The 26,935-nt window shown below is 64.3% G+C and carries 21 protein-coding genes and 1 pseudogene; 10 read left to right on the forward strand and 12 right to left on the reverse strand.

Annotation, left to right across the window (positions count from 1 at the left end):
• Positions 1–4 precede the first annotated feature (4 nt).
• Positions 5–805, forward strand: a complete 801-nt coding sequence (locus B4F51_RS19130) for a hypothetical protein (protein WP_296228087.1) — start codon at positions 5–7, stop codon at positions 803–805.
• A gap of 171 nt (positions 806–976) precedes the next feature.
• Here the strand turns inward: B4F51_RS19130 and B4F51_RS19135 are convergent, their stop codons facing one another.
• The 4 genes and pseudogenes from B4F51_RS19135 to B4F51_RS19150 form a co-directional block, all read right to left on the reverse strand.
• On the reverse strand, positions 977–2,251 hold the full coding sequence (locus B4F51_RS19135; RefSeq protein ID WP_414706793.1) for a hypothetical protein: 1,275 nt from the start codon (positions 2,249–2,251) through the stop codon (positions 977–979).
• A 467-nt stretch (positions 2,252–2,718) separates the two neighbouring features.
• On the reverse strand, positions 2,719–3,831 hold the full coding sequence (locus B4F51_RS19140; protein ID WP_296228090.1) for a mechanosensitive ion channel family protein: 1,113 nt from the start codon (positions 3,829–3,831) through the stop codon (positions 2,719–2,721).
• 53 nt (positions 3,832–3,884) lie between these two features.
• Positions 3,885–4,985 (reverse strand): GGDEF domain-containing protein, encoded by a 1,101-nt coding sequence (locus tag B4F51_RS19145; RefSeq protein ID WP_296228092.1) that lies wholly within the window; start codon positions 4,983–4,985, stop codon positions 3,885–3,887.
• A gap of 126 nt (positions 4,986–5,111) precedes the next feature.
• A pseudogene (locus B4F51_RS19150) lies at positions 5,112–5,249 on the reverse strand (divalent metal cation transporter); the annotation flags it as partial.
• Positions 5,250–5,557: 308 nt separating this feature from the next.
• Here B4F51_RS19150 and B4F51_RS19155 point away from each other — a divergent pair.
• Positions 5,558–6,223, forward strand: coding sequence for a response regulator (locus tag B4F51_RS19155; RefSeq protein ID WP_296228094.1), 666 nt, complete (start codon positions 5,558–5,560; stop codon positions 6,221–6,223).
• A complete protein-coding gene (locus B4F51_RS19160; protein WP_296228096.1) occupies positions 6,220–7,707 on the forward strand; it encodes an ATP-binding protein in 1,488 nt (495 codons plus the stop codon). The genes B4F51_RS19155 and B4F51_RS19160 overlap by 4 nt, the downstream gene beginning before the upstream one ends.
• A 591-nt stretch (positions 7,708–8,298) precedes the next feature.
• Here the strand turns inward: B4F51_RS19160 and B4F51_RS19165 are convergent.
• Both B4F51_RS19165 and B4F51_RS19170 read right to left on the reverse strand, forming a co-directional pair.
• On the reverse strand, positions 8,299–8,910 hold the full coding sequence (locus tag B4F51_RS19165; protein WP_296228098.1) for an NAD(P)-dependent oxidoreductase: 612 nt from the start codon (positions 8,908–8,910) through the stop codon (positions 8,299–8,301).
• Positions 8,911–9,003: 93 nt separating this feature from the next.
• Positions 9,004–9,441 carry an Rrf2 family transcriptional regulator gene (locus B4F51_RS19170; RefSeq protein ID WP_296228099.1) on the reverse strand — a complete coding sequence of 146 codons (438 nt, stop codon included), beginning with the start codon at positions 9,439–9,441 and terminating at the stop codon, positions 9,004–9,006.
• A 292-nt stretch (positions 9,442–9,733) separates the two neighbouring features.
• Here B4F51_RS19170 and B4F51_RS19175 point away from each other — a divergent pair, with 292 nt between their 5' ends.
• The 5 genes from B4F51_RS19175 to B4F51_RS19195 all read left to right on the forward strand — a co-directional run bounded on the left by B4F51_RS19175 (position 9,734) and on the right by B4F51_RS19195 (position 16,400).
• Positions 9,734–10,261 (forward strand): hypothetical protein, encoded by a 528-nt coding sequence (locus tag B4F51_RS19175; protein ID WP_414706790.1) that lies wholly within the window; start codon positions 9,734–9,736, stop codon positions 10,259–10,261.
• A 103-nt stretch (positions 10,262–10,364) separates the two neighbouring features.
• The gene (locus B4F51_RS19180) at positions 10,365–11,726 is read left to right on the forward strand and encodes a TolC family protein (RefSeq protein ID WP_296228101.1); all 1,362 of its coding nucleotides are present in this window, start codon (positions 10,365–10,367) and stop codon (positions 11,724–11,726) included.
• A 41-nt stretch (positions 11,727–11,767) separates the two neighbouring features.
• Positions 11,768–12,934, forward strand: a complete 1,167-nt coding sequence (locus tag B4F51_RS19185) for an efflux RND transporter periplasmic adaptor subunit (protein ID WP_296228103.1) — start codon at positions 11,768–11,770, stop codon at positions 12,932–12,934.
• Positions 12,931–16,080 carry an efflux RND transporter permease subunit gene (locus B4F51_RS19190; protein WP_296228105.1) on the forward strand — a complete coding sequence of 1,050 codons (3,150 nt, stop codon included), beginning with the start codon at positions 12,931–12,933 and terminating at the stop codon, positions 16,078–16,080. The genes B4F51_RS19185 and B4F51_RS19190 overlap by 4 nt, the downstream gene beginning before the upstream one ends.
• Entirely contained in the window at positions 16,077–16,400 is a 324-nt protein-coding gene (locus tag B4F51_RS19195) for a P-II family nitrogen regulator (protein ID WP_296228108.1), read from the forward strand. Before B4F51_RS19190 ends, B4F51_RS19195 begins: the two co-directional genes overlap by 4 nt.
• Before the next feature lie 116 nt (positions 16,401–16,516).
• Here B4F51_RS19195 and B4F51_RS19200 read toward each other — a convergent pair whose 3' ends face one another.
• A complete protein-coding gene (locus B4F51_RS19200; protein ID WP_296228109.1) occupies positions 16,517–18,730 on the reverse strand; it encodes a M1 family metallopeptidase in 2,214 nt (737 codons plus the stop codon).
• Positions 18,731–19,291: 561 nt separating this feature from the next.
• Here B4F51_RS19200 and B4F51_RS19205 point away from each other — a divergent pair.
• Positions 19,292–20,764, forward strand: coding sequence for a sensor domain-containing diguanylate cyclase (locus B4F51_RS19205; RefSeq protein ID WP_296228111.1), 1,473 nt, complete (start codon positions 19,292–19,294; stop codon positions 20,762–20,764).
• Positions 20,765–21,133: 369 nt separating this feature from the next.
• Here B4F51_RS19205 and B4F51_RS19210 read toward each other — a convergent pair whose 3' ends face one another.
• The 3 genes from B4F51_RS19210 to B4F51_RS19220 all read right to left on the reverse strand — a co-directional run bounded on the left by B4F51_RS19210 (position 21,134) and on the right by B4F51_RS19220 (position 23,400).
• Positions 21,134–21,580: a MarR family winged helix-turn-helix transcriptional regulator gene (locus B4F51_RS19210; protein WP_296228113.1), complete on the reverse strand. Its 447-nt coding sequence runs from the start codon at positions 21,578–21,580 to the stop codon at positions 21,134–21,136.
• On the reverse strand, positions 21,568–22,230 hold the full coding sequence (locus B4F51_RS19215) for a cysteine hydrolase (RefSeq protein ID WP_296228115.1): 663 nt from the start codon (positions 22,228–22,230) through the stop codon (positions 21,568–21,570). Before B4F51_RS19215 ends, B4F51_RS19210 begins: the two co-directional genes overlap by 13 nt.
• Before the next feature lie 333 nt (positions 22,231–22,563).
• The gene (locus B4F51_RS19220; RefSeq protein WP_296228117.1) at positions 22,564–23,400 is read right to left on the reverse strand and encodes a class I SAM-dependent methyltransferase; all 837 of its coding nucleotides are present in this window, start codon (positions 23,398–23,400) and stop codon (positions 22,564–22,566) included.
• 215 nt (positions 23,401–23,615) lie between these two features.
• Here B4F51_RS19220 and B4F51_RS19225 point away from each other — a divergent pair, with 215 nt between their 5' ends.
• The gene (locus B4F51_RS19225) at positions 23,616–24,890 is read left to right on the forward strand and encodes a TIGR03862 family flavoprotein (protein ID WP_296228118.1); all 1,275 of its coding nucleotides are present in this window, start codon (positions 23,616–23,618) and stop codon (positions 24,888–24,890) included.
• Here B4F51_RS19225 and B4F51_RS19230 read toward each other — a convergent pair.
• Together B4F51_RS19230 and B4F51_RS19235 are read right to left on the reverse strand one after the other, a co-directional pair.
• Complete coding sequence (locus tag B4F51_RS19230) at positions 24,887–26,011, reverse strand: class I SAM-dependent methyltransferase (protein ID WP_296228119.1); 1,125 nt, start codon at positions 26,009–26,011, stop codon at positions 24,887–24,889. The two genes, B4F51_RS19225 and B4F51_RS19230, sit on opposite strands and share 4 nt — an antisense overlap.
• 101 nt (positions 26,012–26,112) lie before the next feature.
• Positions 26,113–26,919, reverse strand: a complete 807-nt coding sequence (locus tag B4F51_RS19235; RefSeq protein WP_296228120.1) for an IclR family transcriptional regulator — start codon at positions 26,917–26,919, stop codon at positions 26,113–26,115.
• Positions 26,920–26,935 lie beyond the last annotated feature (16 nt).

Genomic DNA, 26,935 nt, shown 5'->3' on the forward strand with positions numbered 1-26,935 from the left:
CGCCATGCCCGACAAAGGCGAGGCCCTTGGCTTGACCGTGATCAGCCAGGCGAGGCATCGCTCGATCGAGCGTTTGGCGCTTTCAGCGCCAACGCTCGCCGGCCTTGTGACGGTGCCGGTCTTGTTCAACCTCGCCGTGTGGCAGTTGCGAGACGAATTGAGCACCGGCTGGGCAGCCATATTCACTTTTTGGCTGACAAGGCTGGGAATTCCTGGGACGGTGGTTGAGCAAGCGACGCATCCGGCATTGTTCGAGATACCGCTGCCGCACGTTGACGTGACTGCGCCGCTACCGGATTCAATTACGTGGCTGGTGGCGACGGCGGTCACGCTACTGGTCTGGCTGGCCGCACTGCGCTTGCGCGAAGAATACCTGCCGCTGCGCTATTTCCTGCTGTTTGTGCTCTTCATACAGGTCACGTCGCTGCTCTTTTTTGCGGTGTTTCCGGAGCGCTTTCCCCACTCGGCAACCGGGTATATCGACGGTGAGCTGAAGACCGAGTTTGGCTTCTTGCTGCTCCTGCCATGGGGGCATGCCCTGATGTATTACGTCTTCGACTTCTCTTGGCCGCGCAAGATCGGTTTAACGCTGATGACGCTCGTCTTTGTCGTCATTGCTGTGCCGCTTCAGTTGACGCTGCATGCCTATGTGCTGGCGCGGTGTTCGCTATTGCTGATGCCTTTGTTGTCGTTCGTGCTGGGGCCGACGCTGATCGTATTCGGGTCCATTGCGCTTTATGGCTGGGCGATGAGTTGGCCGCGAGAGCATGAGCTGCCAATCGGGAAACGTGGGTCCAATGGATAGGAACAGGATGACTGGGGCCTGCTGACACATGAATCGTGCGCACGTTTCATGTGTCAGCAGGCCCTCTCTGGTTCTTGCCTTCTGCGGCATCTGGCATGGACGTGCTCCCGGCCGGAGCTTTGGGGCGTCCGGCCGGGCGTGGTTGCCGCTTAGGGGCACATCAGGCGCGCATCAGGGGAACGCCTTCATCCCGAGCAGTGCCGCGACCGCAAAACCGGAGACGTTGGTTTCCTGGTCCGGCGAGCCGGGGTAGTCGTGGATGCCGAACGTTACCGGATCGAGCACGTTGTTCATGATCCAGGGCAGCGTCGTCGCCGGCGGCTGCATGCCCAGCGTACCGGCGCCCAGCAGCAGAATCACGTCGGAGAGCGCGTAGGCCGGATCGGTGGACGGCGAACGGATGCTGCCGTCGGCGGCGGTCTGGTTGATCAGCCATTGGACCGAGCCTGTGCTCTGCGCGTTCGAGCCGAACACCCAAGGCACGTAGCCCTGCGGGAAGATCGTATCGATGCCGAGGTCCGGATCCAGCGGCGAGCCGGTGTCGCGGCCGACCGAATAACGCAGCTGACTGGTCATGTAAAACTGCGATGGCACGTTGGCCTTCAGGAAGTCTGCCTTGGCGGCGTACTTCGGGTTGTCCGGGAACAGCAGTGCGCCCGCATGCATACCAAGGTACACGTCGCCTTGGTCCGCAGCGTATTCATACGGCCAGAACTGCCATGTGGTGCTGCCGGTGGGCAATTGCCACGAGCTGCCTGAGAAACCGCTCGGGTTGATGTTCTTGTTCAGAACGAAATCCAGTGCTGCGCGCGCGTTGGCACTGTACTGCGTCACCAGTGCCGTGCTGCCGGTCAGCATGCTGTGCTGGTACAGCAGGTAGACGAATAGCGCAGACGTTGCATCCACACCGCGCACGTCGTCGATGCCGGCGCCCGGCGACGTCGGGATGGGGTTGTACGGTGGGGTCATTGAATAGGCGTAACGCCAGCTTCCTTTCCACGTCGGATCGCTCATCTCTTCGCGGGCGGCCAGCCAGGAGATGCCCTTTTCGAGACCAGTCAGGTATTTGGGGTCATGCGTTGCACCGTAGGCGGCCGCCAGACCGATCAGCGCGTACTCCATGTTGGAATCCGTGTTCGCGGTGTTGGTGTCGGCCTCGTCGGGGATCGCGCCGTTGATGTCCTGTTGCGCGAGTATGAAGTTCGCGATCTGCAGTGCGTTGGCACTCTGGGTGCTGGTAGGGCTGGTGGTCGTGCCGGTAGTGGTACCCGTGGTGGTGCCAGTGCTGGTGGTTGTGGTGCTAGTGCCGCTCTGTTTGTTGCCGTGACCCTGGCTCTGAATCTGGGCGCTGGTGCTGGCTTGGCTGTCGCCTGAGTCGCCACCGCCGCAGCCCGCGATCGCCAGCGAGGCGGCTGCGGTCAGGCTCACGATCGCGCGCTGGCTCATGCGCGCCATGCTCTGTGCTCTGTTCTCGTGCATGTATGTACTATTCCCTCGGGCGCAAGGTGACGCACCCAATGTTCTCAATGGACAAGCGCCGACCTACCTGTGCGGTATATCAATGTGGTGTGACTCGATTGGCACACTGAGCACCGAACCGGTGCGAGCGTCATTGACGCCCCGGTCGGCGAGGTGATTGCGCGATTGGAAGCTCATGCCGGAGACCGGCTGGCCGTGCGCTTATTCGAAGACTGGTGCAGCTGGAACGCACTCACTGTTAGCGAGGCGCAGCTTCACGAAAATGAAAAGCCCTGCACATCAACCGGCCGTTGACTGCTTTTCCCCCCGCCAACGGCCGGCTCCGATGATACCCCATTCAGGTGACACGTCCGGCATGAAACTGGTCGAATGTGACTGAACGTTCAAGCTGGCTTGCTTGCTTCAGGCGATGCCCGTTCAGTCTGCGGGCACGCTCATGCGCTGCGGGTTTGGCGAGGGTTTGTGCTCGCCAGATATTCGGGCCCGGCCGACTCCACATCGCGGTGCACGAGCTGGATGGTGCGCGTGGGCAACGCGAAGGCCGTACCAAGATTCTCCAACCCCTCCAGGATCGACAGGTTGATGCGCTGCTGGATGTCCATGTAGAGGTTGAAGTCGGGGCTCGTCACGAAATACACCACCTCGAAGTTCAGCGCGTTCTCACCAAACTCCTTGAAATGCGCACGATCGAAGCGCGTATTGCCAGCCGCCTCTACGGCGTTGCGCACGATGTCCGGAATCTTCTGCAACTGCGCGGCGCGCGCGTCGTACGTCACCCCGAAGGTAAAGACGATGCGTCGTTCCGACATGCGTTTGTAATTGTGGATGGTGCTCTTGAGCAGCGCCGTGTTGGAGGTGACGATTTCCTCGCCCGACAGGCTGCGGATGCGCGTGGTCTTCAAGCCCACGTGCTGCACCGTTCCGGCAATCGATTCGAAGACGATGAAGTCGCCAATCTCGAACGGCTTGTCCAGCCCGATGGCCAGCGAGGCGAACAGGTCGCTCAGGATGTTCTGCACCGCCAGCGCGACAGCCACGCCGCCTACGCCCAGACTGGCCACGAAGGCTGTGACGTTCACGCCCACGTTGGCCAGGATGGCCAGCAGCAATGTCGACCACAGTGCAAAGCGCAGCACCCACGCCATCATCGAAGTGATGACCGGGTTGCGCGTGGTCTGGCTTTGCGCAGACAACTTCTCGCGCGCCCACAGCTTCACGCCCCGGTTCAGCCACAGCGCGATCTGGAAACCGATGATGACGAACCAGATGTGGTCCAGCTTGTTGGCGAGGCGCGTGGGCAGCGCGATGAAATATGAGCCGGCAAGCAGCGCCGCCAGCCCGATGAACAGCGGATGCGTGTCGCGCAGCGCTGCCGAGACCAGGATGTCGAAGCGATATCCGGTGCGGCGCGCGCGCGCCTCCAGGCGGTTGCCGATCAGGCGCAGCAGGCTGGCCAGCAACACATACGTCACAGCGACGGTAAGTGCGGCGGCGGCCCAGTCGCGAGCCGGTATGCGCAGGAATGTGTGGGTGTCGAGCCACTCCACGGGCTTCTCCGTGCAGGAACACGGAACGTTGCACCGCACAGAACGTGCCCGCGCTACTGCGGAAGGCCCGCCCCCCCTTGCAGATCAGTCGGCACGCACACGCGGTTGCGTCCTTGCCGCTTGGCTTCCATCAGACCGATGTCGGCATCGGCCAGCAGCCTGGCCAGATCCTGCCCCGGGCGCAGCGGAGCCGCGCCCACGCTGATCGTCAGCGGGCCGACCGGCGTCTGCGCCGTTGCCACGCTGTGCTTGAGCCTGTCGACCACCGCCAGCGCATCGGTCAGGCCGCAGCCGGGCAGCAGCGCGGCAAATTCGTCACCGCCCAGACGACCGAACAGGTCGTTCGGGCGCAGCACGCGCGCCAGCGCGTCCGACAGCGCGATGAGCGCTTCGTCGCCGGCGGCATGTCCCCAGGCATCGTTGATGGATTTGAAATGGTCGACGTCCAGATACAGTGCGCACAGCGGCTCGGCATGATGCTGCGCGCGCTCCACGGCAAAGCTGCCGAGTTCAAAGAAGCGCTGCCGCGCCAGCATGCCCGTCAGGTGGTCGATATTGGCGCGTTCGGCCAGGCTGAGTTCGGCCGCAAAGTGCCGGGCCATTGCGCGTAGCAGGTAGCGATGGATGACCGTGGCGGCGGCAACACAGATCGGCAGATAAAGCGCCAGGCCCAGCCACGCCTGGCGTAGCGCCGCGGCCGGCGCATCGGCAACGAGCAGGGCAACGATCGGTGCGGCGGTGCACAGCGTCATGGCAATGCCGAAGTCGCGCCGCGTCAGCCACGCGGGGCTGGTGGCCAGCGGCATCAGGTAAAACGCCGGCAGCACCCATTCGAGACCGGCCTGCTGGCCGAAGGCGATCACGGCGATCTCCTCGGCCACCAGGTGGGCAAGCGCCAGCGGCCCCCACAGACCAGTATGGCGATGGCGCTGCGCGATCAGCACGACGGCGCACAGCACCCCAAGCAGCGCCAGGAGTGGTGCCAACTGATGGACCAGCCCGGCCGCCCAGCCAAGGGCGATGGCAAAGCCATAGGCCAGCACGCCGCATTTGGAGAGCGCGAGGATCATCGGCACGAAATGGCGTGCCTGATAGTCGCGTGAGGGCGTGCGAGCGTCGGACGAGGTGGAGGCGGTGGGCAGGTTCGCGCTCAAGGCAGGGCGGGCCGGAGGATGCGGGCGCGGGCAGGCATGGGCCGGGTTGCGCTACAAAGCGCGCATTCTAATGTTGGCGTGCCCGGTCGTGCGCGGTTTTTTTGGGCAATCCCTCACCCGGCGACAACCTGCCACACCAGCCACAAGCTGGCGGAAGTTTTTGCCCTTCAAGCCCAAAACGATCAGCGTATCCAGCGCGGTGAGCGCCACGCCTGCCAGGATGGGCGCACCCAGCGGCAGGTGGCAGGCCAATTCGCAGCCCAGCCGGGATGACGAAGGTGCCGCGCGCCTTTTGACGTGCAGAGCGGTGCGGCGGGGGAGGGGGGCGCAGGTGGAATATGCGTGCCAGGTTGGCGGAAGAAGAACCAATCGAATTAGTTTATCGATAGTTTGGTTCTGGATTTGACGCCGGTGCCTACCGCCAACAGGCGTTTCAAGCGGATTTTCTAGTCACGTTGTGCCACACATTTAAGGTAAGTCTCAGTCCGTTGCGGTAAATTTCGCCCTTTGCCGGCACCCGTGGCCCAGGTGCCGGCGGTCCGTTTACCGCCGATCTGCCGAGACTCCCGCGCATGAACGCCATCCTCCTCATCGAAGACGACCTGCCGCTGGGCACCGCCCTTGCCCGTGCGCTGCGTCAGGCCGGCTACAACGCGACCTGGGTGCGCCGCCTGGTCGACGCGCAGAAATGGATGACCACCAACACCTTTGAGGCCATCGTGCTCGACCTCGGCCTGCCCGATGGCGAAGGCCACGTCTTCCTTGAAGAGTTGCGCGCCGCGCACAGCGACGTGCCCGTCATCATCGCCAGCGCGCGCGATGCGCTGTCCGAGCGCCTCAAGGGCCTGGACGCCGGCGCCGACGACTTCCTCGTCAAGCCGTTCCCCGTCGATGAGCTGGTTGCGCGCCTGCGCGCCGTGCTGCGCCGCCATGCCGGACAGAGCACCAATCAGTGGAGCGTCGGCAACCTGGTCGTGGAGCCCTCGCAGAAGCGCGTGACCCAGGAAGGGCAGGTGATCGAACTCACGCCGCGCGAATACCAACTGCTGCTCGAACTCGTGCGCCGCGCCCACCGCTGGGTCCCGCGCGAGACGCTGATGGACGCGCTCTACCGCGAAGGCGACAGCGTCAGCGCCAACGCGCTCGAAGTCGTCATCCACCACCTGCGCCGCAAGCTTGGCAACGAGACCATCCAGACCATCCGTGGCGTCGGCTACATGATCGGGGGCAACCGGTGAAGTTGGCGGTCCCGGCGATCCTGCGGGTACGGTCGCTGTCGTTCCGCCTGTATGTGCTGATCCTGCTGGCACTGGTGCTGATGCTGCTGGTGCAATTGGTGATCGCCTACCTGGAGATTTCCCGCACCAACAGCCGGCAGGTGGTGAGCGAGCTGCGCATGTCTGCGCAGGCCTACGCAGACCTCACCACCTTCACCATGGATGATGTGCCGCGTAGGGAAGAATTCCTGCGCCGCCTCACCGACATCAAGCTGGGGCTGTCCCAGCCCAACATCCTCCCCGGCGAATTCCGCTACGTGCTGTGCGACCGTGCTGGACAGGTCATCACCACCTTTCCCGGCGCGCCCACCATGCCTTGCGGCAAGGCGCATGATTCGGTGGTCGAGATCATGCTGGAAGGCAAGCCGTGGCGCAGTTATACGGTCGACAGTGCCGACGGCAAGCTGTCGGCCACCGTGGCGCAACCGCTCTCCGCATACGAACGCGCGATTCGCGATCTCTTTCAGGAGGTGGCGGTTGCCTTGGCCATCCTGGCCACCGCGCTGATGGTGATGGTGGGCTGGGCCGCGCACCAGGGGCTCAAGCCGCTGCGCACGCTCACGCGCCAGGTCGAGTCACGCGACTCGGCCGATCTGGACCCCGTGCAGAGCGTCGAGCATGCCGAGCTGAAACCGCTGGTCGATGCGTTGAACGGCCTGTTCGCGCGCGTGCGCCGAAGCATCGATGCCGATCGTCGCTTCTTTGCCGATGCCGCGCACGAGCTGCGCACACCGTTGGCGGCCATTCAGGCGCAGGCGTACGTCGTGTCGCATTCGGACAGCGAGGACGACCGCTCTACCGCGCTGCGCGAGTTTGATCGCGGCATCTCGCGGGCAACGCAATCGCTTGCCAAGCTGTTGGCCATCGCGCGGCTCGACGCACGCCGCGTGGAGGCGCAGCTCGCACAGGGCGCGCTGTCCGATCTGGCCGGCTGCGCCCGCAGCGGCGTGATCCAGCAGGCCTCGCGCGCCGAGCGCCGCAACATCACGCTGTCGTACGAAGGGGCCAATCAGGCGTGGGTGTCGGTGTCGCACGAAGACGCCGCCACGCTGGTGGAGAACGTGCTGGACAATGCTGTGCGCGAGACGCCCAAGGGCGGTGAGGTGCGTGTGGTGGTCAAGCGTGTCGAATCGGGCGCTACACCCATGGTCGAGCTGCGCATTGAAGACAGCGGCACGGGTATCCCGCCCGAAGAACGTGAGCGCGTGTTCGAGCGTTTCTATCGACCGCGCGGCAGCCAGTCGCAGGGCAGCGGTCTGGGCTTGGCGATCGTGCGCCGGATCGTCGAGTTGGGGAACGGCACGGTTGCCATTGAAGATGGCCTAAGCCATGCGGACGGCAAGGGCTGTGCGGTGGTGATCCGCCTGCTCGCACTGGATGCCGCACCCGAGCCGATCGAGCCCGATGATGTGCCTCCCGGCATGGCTGATACGCCCCGCCATTGATTGGCGCGGCTCACGGTTGGCCATCCTGGCGCTGGTGGTGCTGGGGCATCTGGCGTTGCTGGCGTGGTGGCGGGAGCGTCCAGCACCGGCCGCGCGTGGCGATTCCCCTCTGCTGCAAGGGCGGCTGCTCAGCATCGACATCCAGCCGACGCCTGCCTTGGCACCGTCATCCGAGACAGCGCCGCGCCGTTCGCGAGCCGGATCGTCAATATCGTCGGCTTCGACTCAACGTCCCATCCCCAGCCCGGCCGAGAGAGCCGAGCCCATGCCGGCAAAGCCGGCCGTCGCCGACGCAGTTGAAGCGCGCGCCCTCGATCTTGGCGCTCCGGCGGCGGCACCGTCGCGTGCGCGGTCCCGGGCGGAAAGCAATACGCCGACAGTGCAGCGCGGGGTGCCGGACACGCATTTGGGCCGGATGCCGCGTCGGCGCCGCGTGTCGCTGGTCCGATCCAGGAATCACGCAGCGGCGCCGGCCGCTGGCAGGCGCGCGTGGAGGTGGGCGGCAATGCCTACTGCCTGAACGCGCAAGACCCAAGCCTGCGCCGCGCCCCCTTCGAGAAGGCGTTGGCCGTGCCGTCCACCTGCCGCTGATCAATAGCCGACCGTGAAGCGCTGGTGCGGGTGCGCCGGGTGCTCGGTCTCGTCAAGGAAGGCGATGGCGAAGTCTTCCATCGACACCCAGGGCTTGCCGTTGGCGTCGACCAGCAGCGTGTCTTTGCCCAGACGGAAGGTGCCCGTGCGCTCGCCCGGCTCGAAGATGGCCGATGGCGACACGAAGGTCCAGTTCAGCTCCGTCTCCTTGCGCAGCGCATTGAGGAAGTCGCGCCCGGCCGAGGCTTCGGCAAAGTATTCCTTGGGGAACTGCGGCGTGTCGATCAATGCCACGCCCGGCGCCACCTCCAGGCTGCCTGCACCGCCCACCACCAGCAGACGCGGCACGCCCGCCTTCTTTACTGCGCCAACGATCTGGTCAGCACTGGCTTGCAGGAAGCGCACCGTGCTGTAGACCACGTCGTTGCCCGCCAGCGCGGCCGTCAGGGCAGCCTGATCGGCCACGTCGACGTCTTTGGTGCTCAGGCCCGCGCGGGCCGGCAGCTTGGATGCGGTGCGCGCGATGGCGGCCACCTGATGGCCGCGGCGCAGCGCCTCGTCGATCAGGCGGGTGCCCACGCGCCCCGTGGCGCCGATGATTGCGATCTTCATAGTCAACTCCTTGTTGAGCGGTTGGTCGGTGATATGTAATTAATTTAGTTACATATGCGGTTAAAAAAACACGCCGATGCCAGGCCTCAAACTTCAAGTCCGGCGACGACGACGTTGTGCATGTTCCACCTCGTCGAGCATGCCGGCGATGGTCTGCGTGGCCAGCTCGGCCTCCATGGCGGCCTGCGCACGTTGCGTTGCGCGTTCCAGCACGCCGGTGATCTCGCTGCCGACTTCGCACGCGGGGTTGGGCGCATTGGGCGGCAGCGCGATCAGCACGGAAGACTCCACCACCCGAAACACATCGAGCAACGTGATGCGATCAGCCGGCCGTGCCAGCGTTGCGCCGCCGGTCGCGCCCATCTGCGAGGTGACGAAACCGGCCTCGGCCAGTTGTGCCACCAGACGCCGGATCAGCGCCGGATTCGTGCCCACGCTGCCTGCAATGAGCGACGACGGTACCGGCCCCTCCGCACTGGCGAGCAGAGTAAGGGTATGCACGGCGACGGCGAAGCGGCTGCTGGTAGACATGGTGCTCGGTCTGAAATGCAACCAATTTAGATACAGATTGAGGGAATCGTCAAGCGCCTCTCCGGCGTGAGCCGTGCGTGCACGGCATTAAAGACATTGAGGCCGACGGTGTTGCCGCATGTGGATATCGCCTGAGCCCGCTGGGCGAATCGCTCAATCGCGCACGGATCGGCGCCGGATACGCGGCTCGGGGAACGCTGGCCGGAAGTGGAACGGATGCGCGCGATGCCTGTCGATTCCGACTGAGAGTTGTGTGCAGATGCAGCAATCTTCCTGCTAATATTCGGGGCCCATGTTTGTGATCAATCGTGTCTTCGTCTTGCCGATGCAACCTCGCGCCAACGCGCGCGGCGTGTTGTCGCGCACGCGCGGCATACGGTGGATCGTCACGATCTGGTGTCTGTTGTTCACCGTCTCGGTGTTCTCGGCTACGCATTTTCCGGATGGCCAGGCCGCTGACGATGCGCTCGAAGCCATTGAAGCCGTGGTCGACGATGTGTTGGCTGATGTGGAACCGGTGGCCCAACCCAGTGCGGGTTTCGAGCGCGCCTTGAACACGGCGCTCGGCAAGCGGGTCAAGCAGCCCGGCCAGTGCTTCAACGTTGAGCACTGGATTGCCCAGGCGCAAGACGCGCCCGATGCGCCGGTCAGCAATGCCGCTGCCCCCGATCACTCCAGCGACGCTCCGGAACTCTGGATGCCGCCGTCTCCCATGACGCTGACGCCCGGCCTGCGTGTCGCGCGCGTCCGTATCGCCCTCCCGCCTTTCCTGGCCGGCCCCGCGCCGGCGCGCATGCTGCGCCCGCCTGCGTACGTCTGATTTCCGGCGCTCGCCGGAAGCCTTCCCTTTGAATTCGTAGTGCGGCACCGGTCCCGACACCGGGGCTAGCACTTGCCCGTTCTTCTCTTTCAGGATGGATCAGATGTCGTCCAATCAGGACGCGGCCCGACCGTGCCCCGCTGCGGGTGCGCGCGCGTCGCAACGCCTTCTTCTTGTCGCCGTGCTGTCGTTGTTGTCCGCCCCGGCGGTCTGCGCTGACGCGGTGCCACCTGCGCTCTCGCAGGCCAGCGCTCGCGCGGCCGCCCCCAATGTCCCGCGCGACGAAGCGCTTCCGCAGCCGCGTTACACCCTGCCGCAACTGCTGGAACTGGCGCGCGCCAATCATCCGGCGCTCGCCGCCGCGCAAGCGCAGGTGCAGGCCGCCCAGGCGGGTATCGCCACCGCGCGCGCCTGGCCCAACCCCGAGGTGGAAGCCATGACCGGACGCCAGCGCGCCCGCATGCCGGGTGCGGCGGAAGGCCGCACCAACAGCGTGTCGATTACGCAGAAGCTCGATCTGCCGTGGCAGCGCGCCTCCCGTACGCAGGCCGCCGATGCCGCCTTCCAAGGCTCTCAGGCCGGCGCACGATCGCGCTCTCGCGGTGTGGAGGCCGATCTCAAGCTGCGCTTCTACGACGTGGTGCGCCGCGAGGCCGAGCAACGCAACGCGCGCGAAGACGTGACGCTGGTCGAGCAGATCCGCCGCCGCGTGGCGGTGCGTGTCGAGACCGGCGAGGCCCCGCGCTACGAACTCATTCGTGGCGATGCCGAACTGCTCAACGCGCAGCGTACCGAGCAGGCTGCCGCGCTGCGCGTGCAGCAGGCGCTCGCGGAGTTGCGTCGTGCGGTCGGTGCTGAACTGCCGCAGACGTTCGACGTGGATGCCGGTGCCGATACACCATCGGTGGCGCACCTGCCGCCGCTGGCCGACTTGGTCAGCATGGTGGCGGCCACGCACCCCGATCTCGAAGCCGACCGTGCCGCCGTGCGTGAAGCCGAGGCGCGCCTGGCCCATGAACGCAGCCAGCGTTGGCCGTCGCTTGCGCTACGCGGTTCCGTTGACCGCGCGCCCGATCTGCAGGACAACCGCGTCGGTCTGGTGATGTCGATCCCGCTGTTTGACCGGCGCGAAGGTCCGGTGGGTGAGGCACTCGCTGCGCTCGAACGCGCCCGCGCCATGCTGCGCGACCGTGAGTTGCAGACGCGGCAGGCGGTGGAATCCGCCTATCGCCAATACGAGATTGCCGAGTCGCAAGTGAGCGCGCTCGAATCGGGCGTGCTCAAGCAAGCCGAATCCGCGCTGCGTGTGGCCGAGGCGGCTTACCGCCATGGCGAGCGCGGCATTCTCGACGTGCTCGATGCCCAGCGTGTCTTCCGTCAGGCACGCAATGACCTGATTGCCGCACGCGCAGACCTGCGCGCCGCCGCCGTCGAACTCGACCGCCTGCGTCCGGAGGCCCCATGAGCCGCCGCGCGTCTTTCCCTATTCCTGAATCCGGTCTGACCATGAATCCACGCTCTTCCTTTTCTTCTTCGATCCGGCTGGCCAGCGCGGCGATGGCGGCGATGCTGCTGCTGAGCGCCTGCGGCAAGGATGCCGCTGAGGACGCCAAGACTGCCCAGCAGGCCGCCGATCCGAACCTGGTCGTCGCGCAACCTGCGCTGGTGCATCGCCTGAAGGTGGCGCAGGTAGGTCAGCAACCGGTTTCCGAGCGACTGCGTGTGCCGGGGCAGATTGCGTTTGATGAGCAACGCGTTGCGCGCATCGGCGCCACCGTCACGGGCCGTGTGACAGAGCTGGTTGCCACGCCGGGGCAGAGCGTCAAGGCGGGCGACGTCCTCGCGCAACTGCACAGCACGGAACTGGGCGCCGCGCAGCTCGCCTATCAGAAGGCCGCTGCGCAGCGCGATTTGCAGGCGCGTGCGCTGGAACGCGCCAAGCTCCTTTTGGCTGCCGACGTGATCGGCTCGGCCGAGCTGCAGAAGCGCCAGAGCGAACTGACGATGGCCGATGCCGAAGTGCGCGCGGCAGTCGACCAACTGCGCGTGATGGGCGTGTCGCCTGGCACGCTGGCGAAAATGCGCACGGGCGGCATGTCGTCGATCTCGCCCGTAGTGGCGAGCATCAGCGGCACGGTGGTGGAGCGCAAGGTGACGCGGGGCCAGGTGGTACAGCCGGCCGACGAGCTATTTACCGTGGCCGATCTGTCGCGCGTGTGGGTGGTGGGCGAAGTGCCCGAGAACGCCGCTGCCGGCGTGCGCGCGGGCCAAGCCGTGGAGATCGATACCGGCGCGGGCGACCGCATTGTCGGCAAGCTGATCTGGGTGTCGGACATTGTCGACCCGCAAACGCGTACGGTCACGGTGCGCACCGAGGTGGACAACGCAGAGCGCACGCTCAAGCCGTCGATGCTCGCCACGCTGCTCATCCAGTCGCGGCCGGAAGAACGTGTGGTGGTGCCAACTTCCGCCGTGGTGCGTGAGGACAACCGCGACTACGTGTTCGTGCGCGCCAGCGAAACGAACTACCAGCTCACGCCGGTCAAGCTGGGCGATGAATCGAACGATGTGCGCCCGGTCATCTCCGGCGTGCAGGCCGGGCAGCCGATCGTCGTTGAAGGCGGCTTCCATCTGAACAATGAGCGCAAGCGCGCCGAGATGGAGGGCGCATGATCGACGCATTGATTCGCGGCGCGCTCAAGCAACGGCTCGTGGTGGCGGTGATCGCCGCCGTGCTGCTGTTCTTCGGGTTTGACGCCGCACGCAAGCTCTCGCTTGACGCGTTTCCGGACGTGACCAACGTGCAGGTGCAGATCGCCACGGAAGCACCGGGCCGCTCACCCGAAGAGGTCGAACGCTTTGTGACCGTGCCGGTGGAAATGGCCATGACAGGCCTGCCGGCGCTTACCGAGATGCGCTCGCTCAACAAGCCGGGCCTGTCGCTCATCACGCTCGTCTTTACGGATGAGACCGATGTGTACTTCGCGCGCCAGCTTGTGATGGAGCGGTTGATCGAGGTGCAGTCGCGAATGCCGGCAGGTGTGACGCCGGTGCTGGGCCCGGTTTCCACGGGGCTGGGCGAGGTGTATCAGTACACGCTCGACAAACCGGATGACGGCGACAAGGAGCTTTCGGTGGAAGAGCTCACCCAGCGCCGGATTGCGCAGGACTGGGTAGTCCGTCCGCTGCTGCGCTCCATTCCGGGTGTGGCCGAGATCAACTCGCAGGGCGGTTACGAGAAGCAGTATCAGGTGCTCGTCAACCCGGAGCGCCTGCGCCACCACAACGTGACGGTCAAGCAGGTGTTCGAGGCGCTGGCCGCCAACAACGCCAACTCGGGTGGCGGTGTGCTGCCGCACTTTGCGGAGCAATACCTGATTCGCGGCGTGGGCCTGGTGCGCGACACCAATGACATTGGCGCCATCGTGCTCAAGGAGGTCAACGGTACGCCGCTCACGATTCGCGATGTGGCCGACGTGAAGATCGGCACGGCGGTGCGCGCGGGGGCGGTGGTCAAGAACGGCGTGACGGAATCCGTCGGCGGTGTGGTGATGATGATGCGCGGCGGCAACGCCAAGGAAGTCGTCGCCCGCATCCAGGATCGCGTCAAGGCGATCAACAACGACGGCATGCTGCCCGATGGCCTGAAGATCGTGCCGTATTACGAGCGTTCGGAGCTGGTGGATTCGGCGCTGCGAACCGTCATCAAGGTGCTGGCCGAAGGTGTAGTGCTGGTGGTGATCGTGCTGCTGCTGTTCCTGGGCGATATACGCTCGTCGCTCATCGTGGTCGGCACGCTGATCCTCACGCCGTTGCTGACGTTCATGGCGATGAACAAGCTCGGCATCTCGGCCAACTTGATGTCATTGGGCGGGTTGGCCATCGCCATCGGCTTGATGGTCGATGGCTCCGTGGTGGTGGTGGAAAACGCGTTTGCGCACCTCGCCAAGCCGCACGACCCGAACGAGAGCCGCGCGCGCGTGATCCTGCATGCCGTGACGGAAGTGGCCACGCCCGTGATCTTTGGTGTGGGCATCATCATCCTGGTGTTCCTGCCGCTGATGACGCTGGAGGGCATGGAAGGCAAGATGTTTGCGCCGCTGGCTTTCACGATTGCGATTGCGCTGTTCTTCTCGCTGGTGCTGTCGCTCACGCTCACGCCGGTGCTGTCGTCGTATCTGCTCAAGCCCAAAGCGCATAAGCACGTGGAAGGCGAACACAATGACGACCCACATGCCGAGCACGACGCACACGATACGTGGCTGATCCGCAAGATGAAGAAGCCGTATCTGCGCTTGCTGGAGCTGAGCCTGAACAACGGCCGCAAGACCGTCATCGTGGCCGTGGCGGTGTTTCTTGCCACCGGCGCGCTGATGCCGTTCCTGGGCACGGCGTTCATTCCGGAGATGAAGGAAGGCTCGGTGGTGCCAGGCATCAACCGCGCGCCGAACATCTCGCTGGAAGAGTCGATCCGCATGGAGATGGAAGCCATGCGCCTGGTGATGCAGGTGCCGGGCGTGAAGTCGGCCGTCTCTGGCGTGGGCCGAGGCGAGTCTCCGGCCGATCCGCAAGGCCAGAACGAATCGACGCCGATCGTGTCGCTGAAACCGCGCGACGAATGGCCGAACGGCTGGAACCAGGACGACATTGCCGAGGCGATGCGCAAGGCGCTGCAGGTGCTGCCCGGCGTGCAGATCGTCATGGCGCAGCCGATTTCCGACCGCGTGGACGAGATGGTGACCGGCGTGCGTTCCGACGTGGCCATCAAGGTATTCGGCGACGACCTGAACACGCTGCGCGAAAAGGCCGAGGCGATTGCCAAGGTGGCGCAGGGCATCCAGGGCGCGCAGGACATGCGCGTGGAGCGGATCACCGGTCAGCAGTATCTGCAGATTGCGATCGACCGCCAGGCCATCGCGCGCCATGGCTTGAATGCGGCCGACGTGCACAACGTGATCGAAACCGCCATCGGCGGCAAGGAGGCCACGGAAATCTTCGAAGGCGAGCGCCGCTTCAGCGCGGTGGTGCGCCTGCCGGACGCATATCGCGGCAGTGTGGAGGCCATCCGCAACCTGATCGTGGCCGCTCCCAATGGCGCGCAAGTTCCGATGGAAAGCATCGCCCGCATCGATGTGACTGATGGCCCTGCGCAGATCAGCCGTGAGCTGGGCAAGCGCCGCGTGGTGGTGGGCGTGAATGTGCGCGACCGCGACTTGGGCGGCTTCGTGGCGGAGTTGCAGGCGGCGGTTGCGCAGAAGGTCAAGCTGCCCGAGGGCTACTACCTGGAATGGGGCGGCCAGTTCCAGAACATGGAACGCGCCATGGGCCACCTGAAGGTGATCGTACCGATTACGGTGGCCGCCATCTTCTTCCTGCTGTTCCTGCTGTTCAATTCCGTGCGCTACGCCACGCTGATCATTCTGGTGCTGCCGTTCGCCTCGGTGGGCGGCATCATCGGCCTGTTCGTCACGGGTGAATACCTGTCCGTGCCGGCATCGGTCGGCTTCGTGGCGCTATGGGGCATCGCGGTGCTCAACGGCGTGGTGCTGGTCAGCACGATCCGCAGTTTGCGGGAGCAGGGCATGTCGGTAGAGGAATCCGTGCGGCTGGGCTCGCGCATGCGCTTCCGCCCCGTGATGATGACGGCCACGGTGGCTATGCTGGGCCTGATCCCGTTCCTGTTTGCCACGGGGCCGGGTTCAGAGGTGCAACGGCCGCTGGCCATCGTGGTGATCGGCGGTCTGCTGACCTGCACGCTGCTCACGCTGGTGATGCTGCCCACGCTGTACAAATGGTTTGATGAGGAGTCGCAGGCATGAAGGAAATCCGCATCGTAGTGCGCCCGCAATTGCTGGAACGCATGCATGAAGCGCTGCGCAGTTGCCCGGGCTTTCCCGGTATGACGGTGGCCGAGGTGAATGCCTATCCGCCAACGGCCTCAACAGGTGGTGCGCATTCCATCAAGGAAGACCTGACGGAGTTTGTGCCGCGCGTACGCATCGAGATCATCGCTTCCGATGCACTGGCCGGTGTGCTGTTCGAGAGTGCGGTCAAGGTACTGGAGCACGGCCAGACCGGCGACAGCGCCATCTGGATGACCGATGTGATTCAGGCCACCTTCCTGCATCGCACGGGTTGAAGATCGTGTGATGCGTGCATGAAAAACGGCGGACCCTGTCCGCCGGAAATCAGGAGCCAACGTTGCAGCGGGCTGCTTCCCAAGACACAGGGGAAGCGGCCCGCTTGCTTTGGCGCTTACCGCTTGATGTCGGTCAGATGCTTCATGAGACCTTCGTAGCGGAACTTGTGGATCGGGCGATCCATGTTCTGCATCTGCTGCAGCTGCACCGCTTGCGGACGCAGCGAGCCGGTCGGCGTCACAGCCTGGGCACGCAGCGCTGCGACGGCCGGCTGCATGTTCTGGATGCCGACGATCTGGTCATACAGCGCCTTGTCGATGATCTGGGCGTTGTACAGCTGCGTTGCATCGCCGGCGATGTTGGTCGTCGTCGCCTTGTTGGTGATGGCGCCGGCCTGCGCCAGCAGCGCGCTCCAGAGCGTCGGGCTGTAGTTGGTCACGTAGTAGTCCAGGCCCGTCGGGTTCGCCAGCACGGCCGAGCACGTCGGCAGCGTGACTTGTGCGGTCTGCTGATCCAGCACTACCGTCTGCGTCTGTGCTAGCCCATCGCCGTAGGCGATCGTGAGCGGGATATTCCACTGATAGCCGGAATAGACGTTCTTGTTCGGGAACGCCTTCTGCGTGATCGTCAGCACGTTCTGGTTGGTGGCCGGGTTGCACTGCGCGTCGATGCTGACAAGCGGCACGCCGGTCTGGCGCACAAAGCTGTCGCCTACCTTGCCGACAGGCTTGCCGCTGGCGGCTTCAAGCTCCGCCCACAGGCGCGGCGGCGTACCGTTGCCGAACTTGTACTTGTTCAGGTAGCTCTGCAGGCCCTTGCGCATCGCGTCCTTGCCGACGTAGTTCTCCAACATCTGCAAGACGTGGCCGCCCTTGTTGTAGGCAAAGCGGTCCAGGAAATCCATCGAGCCGGCGTCGCTCAGGTTGTGCTGCACCGGCACCGAGGTCGGCTGCAGGTCGAGCGTGTAGACGCGCTGCTTGACGGCTGCATAGTCGGCCCACGTGTTGCCCAGGAACTCGGGGTGCAGCGCGATCTTGGTCACGTTCTCGAACCAGTTGGCGAAGGATTCGTTCAACCAGATGTCGTCCCACCAGTCGAGCGTGACGAGGTCGCCGAACCATTGGTGCGCCAGTTCATGCGACACCACAACGAACGAGCGCGCCTTGCCCATCGAGTGGACGGTGGTCGGAGCGCCATCGGGCGGCACCAGCACCTGGTCGGCAAATTCGAAGATGGCGCCCCAGTTCTCCATGCCGCCAAAGCCGGCATTCTTGTTGTCGTAGCTGTCGTTGGCGACGATGGTGTCCATCTTGTCGAACGGCAGCGGGATCTGGAAGTAGTTGTAGTAGTGGTTCAGCGCTTCCTTCGTGAATTGCATGCCGGCCACTGCCGAGTGTGCCTCGCCAGGCGGTACCCACCAGCGCAGGCGCATGCTGCTGCCATCGAGCGGGTTGGTGAACTGGTCTTCCAGAATGTCGAACTTGCCGCCGCCGAAGAACAGCAGGTACGCCGGCATCGACGGCGTCTTGGCAAACGACACCTGCTGATAGCCGTCCGGCAGCTTGGTGGCGCCCGTCTGCCTGCCGTTGGCCACGGCCTTCCAGTCGCCCGGAATTTCTGCCGTCACCTCGAAGGTGTTGCGGAAGGCCGGCTCATCCCAGCTCGGGAACCACTCGCGCGCGAAGTTCGATTCGCCCTGCGTGACGATCGCGTCGGAGCTTTCGCCGGTCGCGGCCTGCAGGCCCAGCTTGAAGATGCCCTCGGCCTTGGTGAAGTTGATCGTGCCCGTCCATTCCATGTGGAGCACGTAGTTGCCTGGCTTGATGTCTCCGGTCGGGTCGCGCAGGTCGTAGAAGGCCCCTTGCGATTGCGGAATCGGCACCAGCACGCGCGATGCACCGCCGCCCGAGGTTGGCGTGAGCGTCAGGCGCGAGGCGTCGAGCTTCAGGTCGCGCACGGCCAGCGTCACCGCGCCGGTCTGCTTGGTGACCTTGATCTCCACGTCGGCGCGGCCCGAGAAGCTGTTCAGGTCTGCGCTCGGGCGGAACCACAGCTTGTAATTGACGGGCTTGATGTAGTCGGGCAGTTCGACTGGCGGCACCGAGGCGTCGACTGCGGGTGCCTGTGCATTGCCGTTATTGGTGTTGCCCTGCTGTTGCGAGCCGTTGGCATCGAGTTTGCCGCTGGCCGGGGTGAGCGTGTCGTCGCCACCGCCACCACCGCACGCTGCCAGAATCATCGCCGCTGCGGCCTGGGCCACGAGCGCCAGCTTGAATGAGCGGCGTGCGCACACGGCAGCCGTACGACGGGGAGTAGTCGAATCCCGCATTGCATCTCTCCTGAGTTGGAAGCGAATCGGAGGCCCAGGGCTCGAAGATTTTTGGGGGGCTGAACCGCCGAATCGGGACAAGGAATTTCCCGCCAATTGCGCGGAGCCAATCATTGCCCCGTGCACGGGATGCACGGATTCTGGATGAAAAGTGATCTGAATCGAGACGAAGTTTTTTAATTCACTCGCACCGGCTTTCGTCCATGCATGTGCAATTTCTGACGAGAAACCGGCCCGTATAAGCCGGGCGCTGCCGGAAGTGCGGCGGTTTTTGCAAGGTGTATTGAAAAAAGGAGATGCGTGCCTGGTTTCATGAAATTCTCTTAAAAATACGCGCAGTGATTTTTACAAAGCCAGATAAAGAAAAATTGAATGCGGCGCGCACTCGAAAAATCTTGTCGGGAACTTTTTAGGGATTTTCTCGGATATTGCATTGCAAAAATCGCCGTCCATCGATCCCCCGTGGGGGTAATCCTTCTGAATGAGACAAGCATCGTGTGCGGCGGTGCACAAAGCCGGTACGCTCAAGGCTTTGTAACGTGTTCTCCTGTCGAGCCATCCATGCAATCCGCGTCCGATAGTGTCAGCAGCCCGGCTGCTGTGGGAGTCGACCTGATCGACTTTTTCGACGTCACGCCCACCTCGCTCTGGTTGGAGGACTACAGCGACCTCCACCGGCTTTTCGCCCAATGGCGTGCAGCCGGCGTGACCGACCTTCAGCGCTTTCTGGAGGAAGACGTCTCGCGTGTGGCCGCGTGCTCGGCCTGCATCAAGGTGCTGCGCGTGAACCGGCGCACGCTGGCGATGTACGCCGCCCGCGACACCGAAGCGCTCACCGCTCGCCTGGCCGACGTGCTGCGTGACGACATGCTTGAAGCCCATGTGGGTGAACTCGTGCAGCTCTGGTCGGGCAAGCCGTCATTCGAGAGCCGCAGCGTCAACTACACGCTCGACGGCCGCCGGCTCGACATCTTGCTCAAGGGCGTGCTGCTGCCGGACCATGACCAGCCGTGGGACCGCGTGCTGGTGGCCGTGGACGACATCACCGAGCTGGAAGACGCGCGCCGCCGCGTTGCGGCCAGCCAGCTCTATGCGCGCGGCGTGTTCGAGCATGCACCGGTATCGCTCTGGGTGGAGAACTTCAGCACCATCAGGACGTTGCTGGACGAGGTGCGCATGCAGGACATCACGGATTTCCGCACCTTTACCGACGTGCATCCGGAGTTTGTCGAGCGCTGCATGCAGGAGATCCAGGTGCTGGACGTCAACGGCTTCACGCTGGAGATGTTCAAGGCGCGCAACCGCAATGACCTGCTCAGCCGCTTGCCGGAGGTCTTTCGCGACGACATGCGCTCGCACTTTCGCGAGCAGTTGATCGATTTGTGGGAGGGCAAGCTCTTCCAGCAGCGCGAGGTGGTCAACTACGCGCTGGACGGTAATCCGCTGAACATCCACCTGCAGTTTTCCGTCTTTCCAGGTTGCGAGAAGGATTGGGGCAAGGTGCTGCTGGCCCTGACCGACATCACCGCGCGCAAGAAGGCCGAGTCGTATCTGGAATACCTCGGCAAGCACGACGTGCTCACCAAGCTCAAGAACCGTTCGTTCTATGTGGACGAGGTCAACCGGCTGGAGCGCAAGGGACCCTTCCCGATGACGGTCATCATGATCGACCTGAACGACCTGAAAGCGGTGAACGACCAGCTCGGCCACGCGGCAGGCGATGCGCTGTTGCGCCGCGCCGGCGAGGTGCTCGGCAAGGCCGTCGACAAGCCCGCGCATGCCGCGCGCATCGGCGGCGACGAGTTTGCCGTATTGATGCCCGGCGCCGACGCGCAAGCCGGTGAGGCGTTGATGGAAAGCCTGCGTAAGCTGGTCGATCTCAATAACCAGTTCTACTCAGGCCCGGTGCTTGGCTTCTCGATGGGGTGCGCGACCTGCCACGAGGGCGAGCGCCTGGAAGACGCCTTGCGCGAGGCGGATGTCGCCATGTATGAGGACAAGCGTGTTCAGCACGAGGGCGGGCGCCAGGCATAGCGTGCGCCGTTCTGGATTCAGGCATTGCAGCCGATGCCAGCAGTTGGTTGGACATCGATTGCACTGGCCGCGCGGACTTTGCTGGCGGCCGTACCCATACGCCTGCCGCAGGCCCAGCCCGACCAGCCAACTGAGCGAACAGGTGGGGCCACTGCGCGGCAGACAGCGGTTGCCTCGGGAGCAAGTACGCCTAGTGGCTTGACGTGTCGCAACGCGATTGTGCAGTGCGTTGGCCTATCAGCCGGATACCGGATGCCGAAACCGGCCGCGGCTGGATAGGTCGGTCGCGGCCGGTTTCAACGTCCCCGATTATTCGAAAGCTGTTTTTGAGTGCCCATGACACGGGGAGCGACTTGAGTACCGTGCCCGTCAAATCGACGCATCCTCAGTCATGAACTGGTCGATCAATCGATAGTACCCAGGCAGGACGCGGTTGAGCGCGCCGTTGCCCGCCTTGGTCAGATGAACAAGTTTGGCCCGACTGTCGCTATCACTTGTCGAGAGCTGGATCATGCCGTCGTCGGACAGCGTCTGGAGCGTTCGGGTCATCACGGGACGCGACACGTCCAGGCGGTCGGCCAACTCGCTGACCATCAGGCCGTCATCGCTGTCCTCACGATCCAGGACGACAAGTATCAGGTAGCGCAGGGTCGAAAGCCCGTGCTCTGTGAAGTAGCCATCGAGCTCTCGCATCAGGAGGCTGGCACGCCTGAGCATGTGCAACGCCGCATGGACGTTGTCCACGTTCATTGCGGGGAATCGCTGACGATAACGCGCCAGCATCTCCTTGCTGGGCAGCTCCTTCAAGAAGAACATGTGGCTTCTTCCTGTGAGTTGGCCGCATGCATGCGTTGGACGAGCGCCTCCGACTCGATACCCGCGCCGAAGTGATGGACGACGTGATTCAGGACATGGTTGTGTTGTCCTTCAGTGAACGCGGCGCAGCCATCGGTGACGACCCAGCAATTGATGCCCATGTCGTGCGCTTCCCGCAACGTGGATTCCACGCAGACATGCGTGGCGAAGCCCATCAGCACGAGCGAATCGATGCGATTGTTGCGAAGGAACGGATCAAGTGTCGAGTTCCTTAGAACGCTGGCGCCAGAACGCCCCTGGGATACGAACTCATCGCCCTGAGGGACAAACGGGGGCACGAATGCCGCGCCCGCGCCGGTCCAGGTGCCTGCACGCGGTATGGCCGCACGCAGTCCGAGTACATTCTCCCCGCCGGAGAAGAGGCGATAGGCCGCATCTGATCGAAGATCCAGTCCGGCGTGAACGATGGTCCATCCTTGTTGCCTTGCCTCGGTCAACACGCGTTCGGCGTTGCCAACCGCGCTCAGGAAGGCCTCCTTGTCTTGTACGAGGCCGTTGAACAGAACGCCGTCCGTTGCCAGCCATTCGCGTTGGAATTCGATGAAAACCAAAGCGGTGCGCGACTTCTCGAGGAGAGGTTGATTCGTCATTCGTGATCTCTGCAATATGATTACCACGATAACCATATTGTGAAAAATGGACGCTGGCAAGCATGTTCAGGTAACGAGCTGGCGCGATCCGTGCCGCTTGCGGCGTCACGGCCGTTCGGCGTCAATTCCCCACGCTTTTACGCTTGCAGGGGCGCGCGCTTCCCTCGCGGTAGAAAGCCCGGTGTGCGGGCCCTGCCGAAGTGGACTGCATATGTGAGGTCGCGCCTCGGTTTGCTGCGGCGGGTTGTGCGAAAGGGTATCGCCATCGACGCTGAAAACGCGTCGCCTGCACGATAGGCGCTGGCTCCGCCCGGAGCTGTTGTCCGCTACCGATCAAGCCGGCGCAAAAAACCGCTCGTGCAGCTCTTCAAGCCCAAGCGTGCCGATCACTTCAGCAAGCCGCTCAGTCGCGCGCCGGCGCGGCAGATCCTTGTACTGCGCAATGATCAGCTCGTTCTTCATTGAATGCTCCCAGCCGACGAGTTCCGTCACGCTCACCTGATAGCCGTGGGCTTCGAGCTGCAGGCAGCGCAGTACGTTCGTGACCTGGCTGCCGAACTCACGTGTATGCAGCGGATGGCGCCAGATTTCCGTCAAGGCATTGCCAAGCGATTTGCTCTTGTTCTTGCGCAGCACCCCCGCCACCTCTGCCTGACAGCAGGGCACGAGCACGATGTATTGCGCATGCTTTTCAAGCGCGAAGCGGATCGCATCGTCGGTGGCCGTGTTGCAGGCATGCAGCGCGGTCACGATGTCGACGGCGGGCGGCAGTCGCTCCGACGTAATCGATTCGGCCACCGACAGGTTCAGGAACGACATCCCCTTGAAGCCGAGCCGCGCCGCGAGCTCGGTCGATTTGGCGACAAGCTCCTCGCGCGTTTCGATGCCATAGACGTGCGAAGCGCCGTCGCCGGGATGTTCTTTGAAGAACAGGTCGTAGAGGATGAAGCCCAGGTATGACTTGCCCGCGCCATGATCGACGAGCGAGACATGCCCTTTCGCCTTTTGCACGTCGGCGAGCAGCGGCTCGATGAACTGGAACAGGTGATAGACCTGCTTCAGCTTGCGGCGGCTGTCTTGATTCATCTTGCCGTCGCGCGTCAGGATGTGCAGCTCCTTCAGCAACTCGATCGACTGGTTGGGGCGGATCTCGTGGGTTTTATTGGACATCGTCAGAACTGCCGAGCGGCATGCCACACTCATGCGCGCGGCAGCCTGTAGAAAAACGGAAGCGAATGCGCCAGTTTACCGAAAAGCGGCTCGGGCGACGGCGGGTTCCTCAGCGTGAGAGCGATGGGCCGCATTGTTTGCCCCAGCCAAGCCGGGATGTGACAATAGCGCCCCCCCCCGCTAGTCTGCCCCGCGCGTCCTCTGTCCACCTCCGTATGTCCGAACCGCTCAACGTTCCCTTGGTTGCCGTGATCGGCGCCGGCCCCGCCGGGCTGATGGCCGCCGAAGTCCTGTCACGCGCAGGCGTGCGCGTCGAGGTGTTCGACGCGATGCCGTCGGTTGGGCGCAAGTTTCTGCTGGCGGGCATCGGCGGGATGAACATCACGCACTCGGAACCGCTTGAGGCATTTCTCGGGCGCTATGGCGCGCGCCGCGAGCAACTTGCGCCGCTCATCAATCGTTTCAGCCCGGACACCCTGCGCGAGTGGGTGCATGGCCTCGGGATCGAAACATTCGTCGGCAGCTCGGGCCGCGTGTTCCCGACCGACATGAAGGCGGCGCCCTTGCTACGGGCGTGGCTGCATCGGCTGCGCGAAGCCGGTGTGAAGTTGCACATGCGGCACCGCTGGGTCGGTTGGAGCGCAGCGCCGTCCGATCAGGCGGATCAACCGCAGGCCTTGCGCTTCGAAACGCCCGACGGTGAGCGGCTTGTCCATGCCAACGCCGTCGTGCTGGCCACAGGCGGCGGCAGTTGGCCGCGCCTTGGCTCCGACGGCGCATGGGTGTCGCGTCTGGCAGCATGCGGCGTGCAAGTGCGGCCGCTCCAGCCCGCCAACTGCGGGTTTGATGCGGACTGGAGCCCGTACTTTCAGGAGCGCTTCGCGGGGCAGCCGGTGAAGTCCGTCGCGATCGGCATCGCGTCCGGCGACGATGGTGCGGTCCAATTCCGTCAAGGTGAGTTTGTCGTCACGCAGACGGGCATCGAAGGCAGCCTTGTCTACGCGTTGTCGGCGCCGATCCGCGATGCGCTTGCGGCAGGCGGCGACACCACAATCTGGCTCGACCTCGCGCCCGGATGGAGCGCGCAACGCGTAGCCACCGAGCTGATGCGGCCGCGCGGTGCACGCTCGATGTCCAGTCATCTGCAGAGCAAGCTGAACATCACCGGCGTCAAACTTGGGCTGTTGCGCGAATGCCTGTCGAAAGACGCATTTGCCGATCTCGCGCAGCTTGCGCAGGCTATCAAGGCGCTGCCGCTGCGGCTCACGCGTGTTCGGCCGCTTGACGAGGCGATCAGCAGCGCGGGCGGCGTCGCGTTCGAAGCGTTGGATGTGAACCTGATGGTAGAGCGCTTGCCCGGCGTGTTCTGCGCGGGCGAGATGCTCGATTGGGAAGCCCCGACGGGCGGTTACCTGCTGACGGCGTGCTTTGCGAGTGGAGCCGCCGCCGGGCACGGTGTGCTGACGTATCTGGCGGCGCAGGTCCGTTAGCGCGCCTTCAAGCGCCACAAGGACGTGACCTCGGCCGCGCGCGCCTGATAGAGCGGGTCATTCTCATCCGACGCCTTCGGGTGCTTCGGCTTGATGTCGTCGCGTCCGATGACTTGCAGGCCGGCCGCATCGATCATTGCCAGCAGGGTGTCCCGCGTGCGCAAGCCGAGATGCTCGGCAAAATCCGACAGGATCAACCAACCCTCGCCGTTTGGTTCGAGGTGCGCGGCGAGGCCATCGAGAAAGCCGCGCAGCATGCGATTGTCGGGGTCATAGACCGCGCGTTCGATCGGTGAGCTCGGCCGGGCCGGAAGCCACGGCGGATTACACACGATGAGCGGCGCGCGGCCCTCGGGAAAGAGATCGGCGCAGACCACTTCGACTTGCGATTGGAACCCAAGACGCGTCAGGTTCTCGCGGGCGCAGGCCAGCGCGCGTGCATCCTGGTCGGTGGCGATGATGCGTTTCACGCCCCGTTTTGCGAGCACGGCAGCGAGCACGCCCGTGCCCGTGCCGATGTCGAAGGCCAGCGCTTGCGATGGCAGGGGCGCTTTTGCAACCAGATCGATGTATTCGCCGCGCACCGGCGAAAAGACACCGTAGTACGGGTGAATGCGCTCACCGCCCAGCGCGGGAATTTCGACCCCCTTCTTGCGCCATTCATGCGCGCCGATCAGCCCGAGCAGTTCCCTGAGCGATACGACCGAAGCGTGTTCGCCCGCGCCGTATGCTTCATTGCAGGCCTCGCGCACGTCGGGCGCGCGGCGCAATGGGATCGTGTAGTCCGCATCCAGGGGAATCAGCAGCATGCCGAGCGTGCGGGCGCGCTGCGATTGGGCCTGACGATGAAGGTTGAACGCGTCGATGGGCGAGGTGGCGGCCTTGCGCGGCTTGCGATCAGCGCGGCGGGACATCGCCTGCAGCAGTTGGCGCGCGTTCTGAAAATCACCGTGCCAGAGCATCGCGATGCCTTCGCATGCCTGGCGATAGGCAACGTCGGCCGTGATGCGGTCGTCAGCAATCGTGACGCGCTTGGGTGGCGGGTTGCCGGCTTCGGAGCGCCAAAGCGCGGTGTGGGCGGTTTCGGCGTCGGTCCAACTGAGGGTGGGGTGGTCGGTCACAGGGCTGCGTAACAAAAAGCGGGAGAGGCGTTGCGAGCTTGGGAGCGCATCGCGCGGGAATCGGCGACACGATACCGTGCTTTTTGCCGCGCAGCACCACCTCAATCGTCGTCGCGCTGCTGCCGATTGAGCGATAACTCCTGGGCGGCGCGCACCAGCAGCGTCCGAGCGTCATCCAGCGACGGCCCGACATGTCGGTCGATACGGCGGATGTACGGCGAGGTCAGCACGGCCAACGCGTGCCCGTCCGGCCCCAGGATCGGGCACGAAATATCCACCACGCCGAATGACTGCAAGCTATCGCGCTGCTTGTAGCCCTGCGTGCGGATGCGCTGCAGCGTGTGTTCCAGTTCGTCGGCGGGGATCGGCACTTCGCCTTCCACAGCGATGTGTTCGGCCAGCATCTGCGCGCGGCGCTCGTCGCTCTGGAAGGCCAGCAGCACGTGGCCGGAGCCGGTGTCGAGCAGGCTCACGCGCGCTCCCAGGCGGATCGACAGACCCCACGTGCCGGGCCCGGGCACCTGCGCGATCACCAGCACATTGCCGCGGTCATATACGCCCAGGTGGCAAGATTGCTCGGATTGGCGCGCGTAGGCATCCATGACCGGCAGCGCCTGCGTCACCAGCCGGTTGACGGGCGGGTGCCGGTGCGCCAACGCAAACATCTTCAGGCTCAGCGCATGGCGGTCGCCGCCGGCCGAGCGCGTCACGTATTGCCGCACCACCAGGCGCTCCAGCATCCGGTAGATCTCGTTGGCGCTGCGGCCGAGCGCCTTGACGATCTCGGCACGCGTGAGGCCGTCGGGGTATTCGGAGAGCAGCTCGAGGATGTCGAGCCCCTTGTCCAGCGCGGGCGCACGGTAGCGGTCGCTGCCGGTGTCGGTAGAAGTCGTGGTGTCTTTGTCCATACGGCATCGAATCTTA

It is taken from the genome of Ralstonia sp. UBA689 (assembly GCF_002298975.1).
Classification (GTDB): Bacteria; Pseudomonadota; Gammaproteobacteria; order Burkholderiales; family Burkholderiaceae; genus Ralstonia.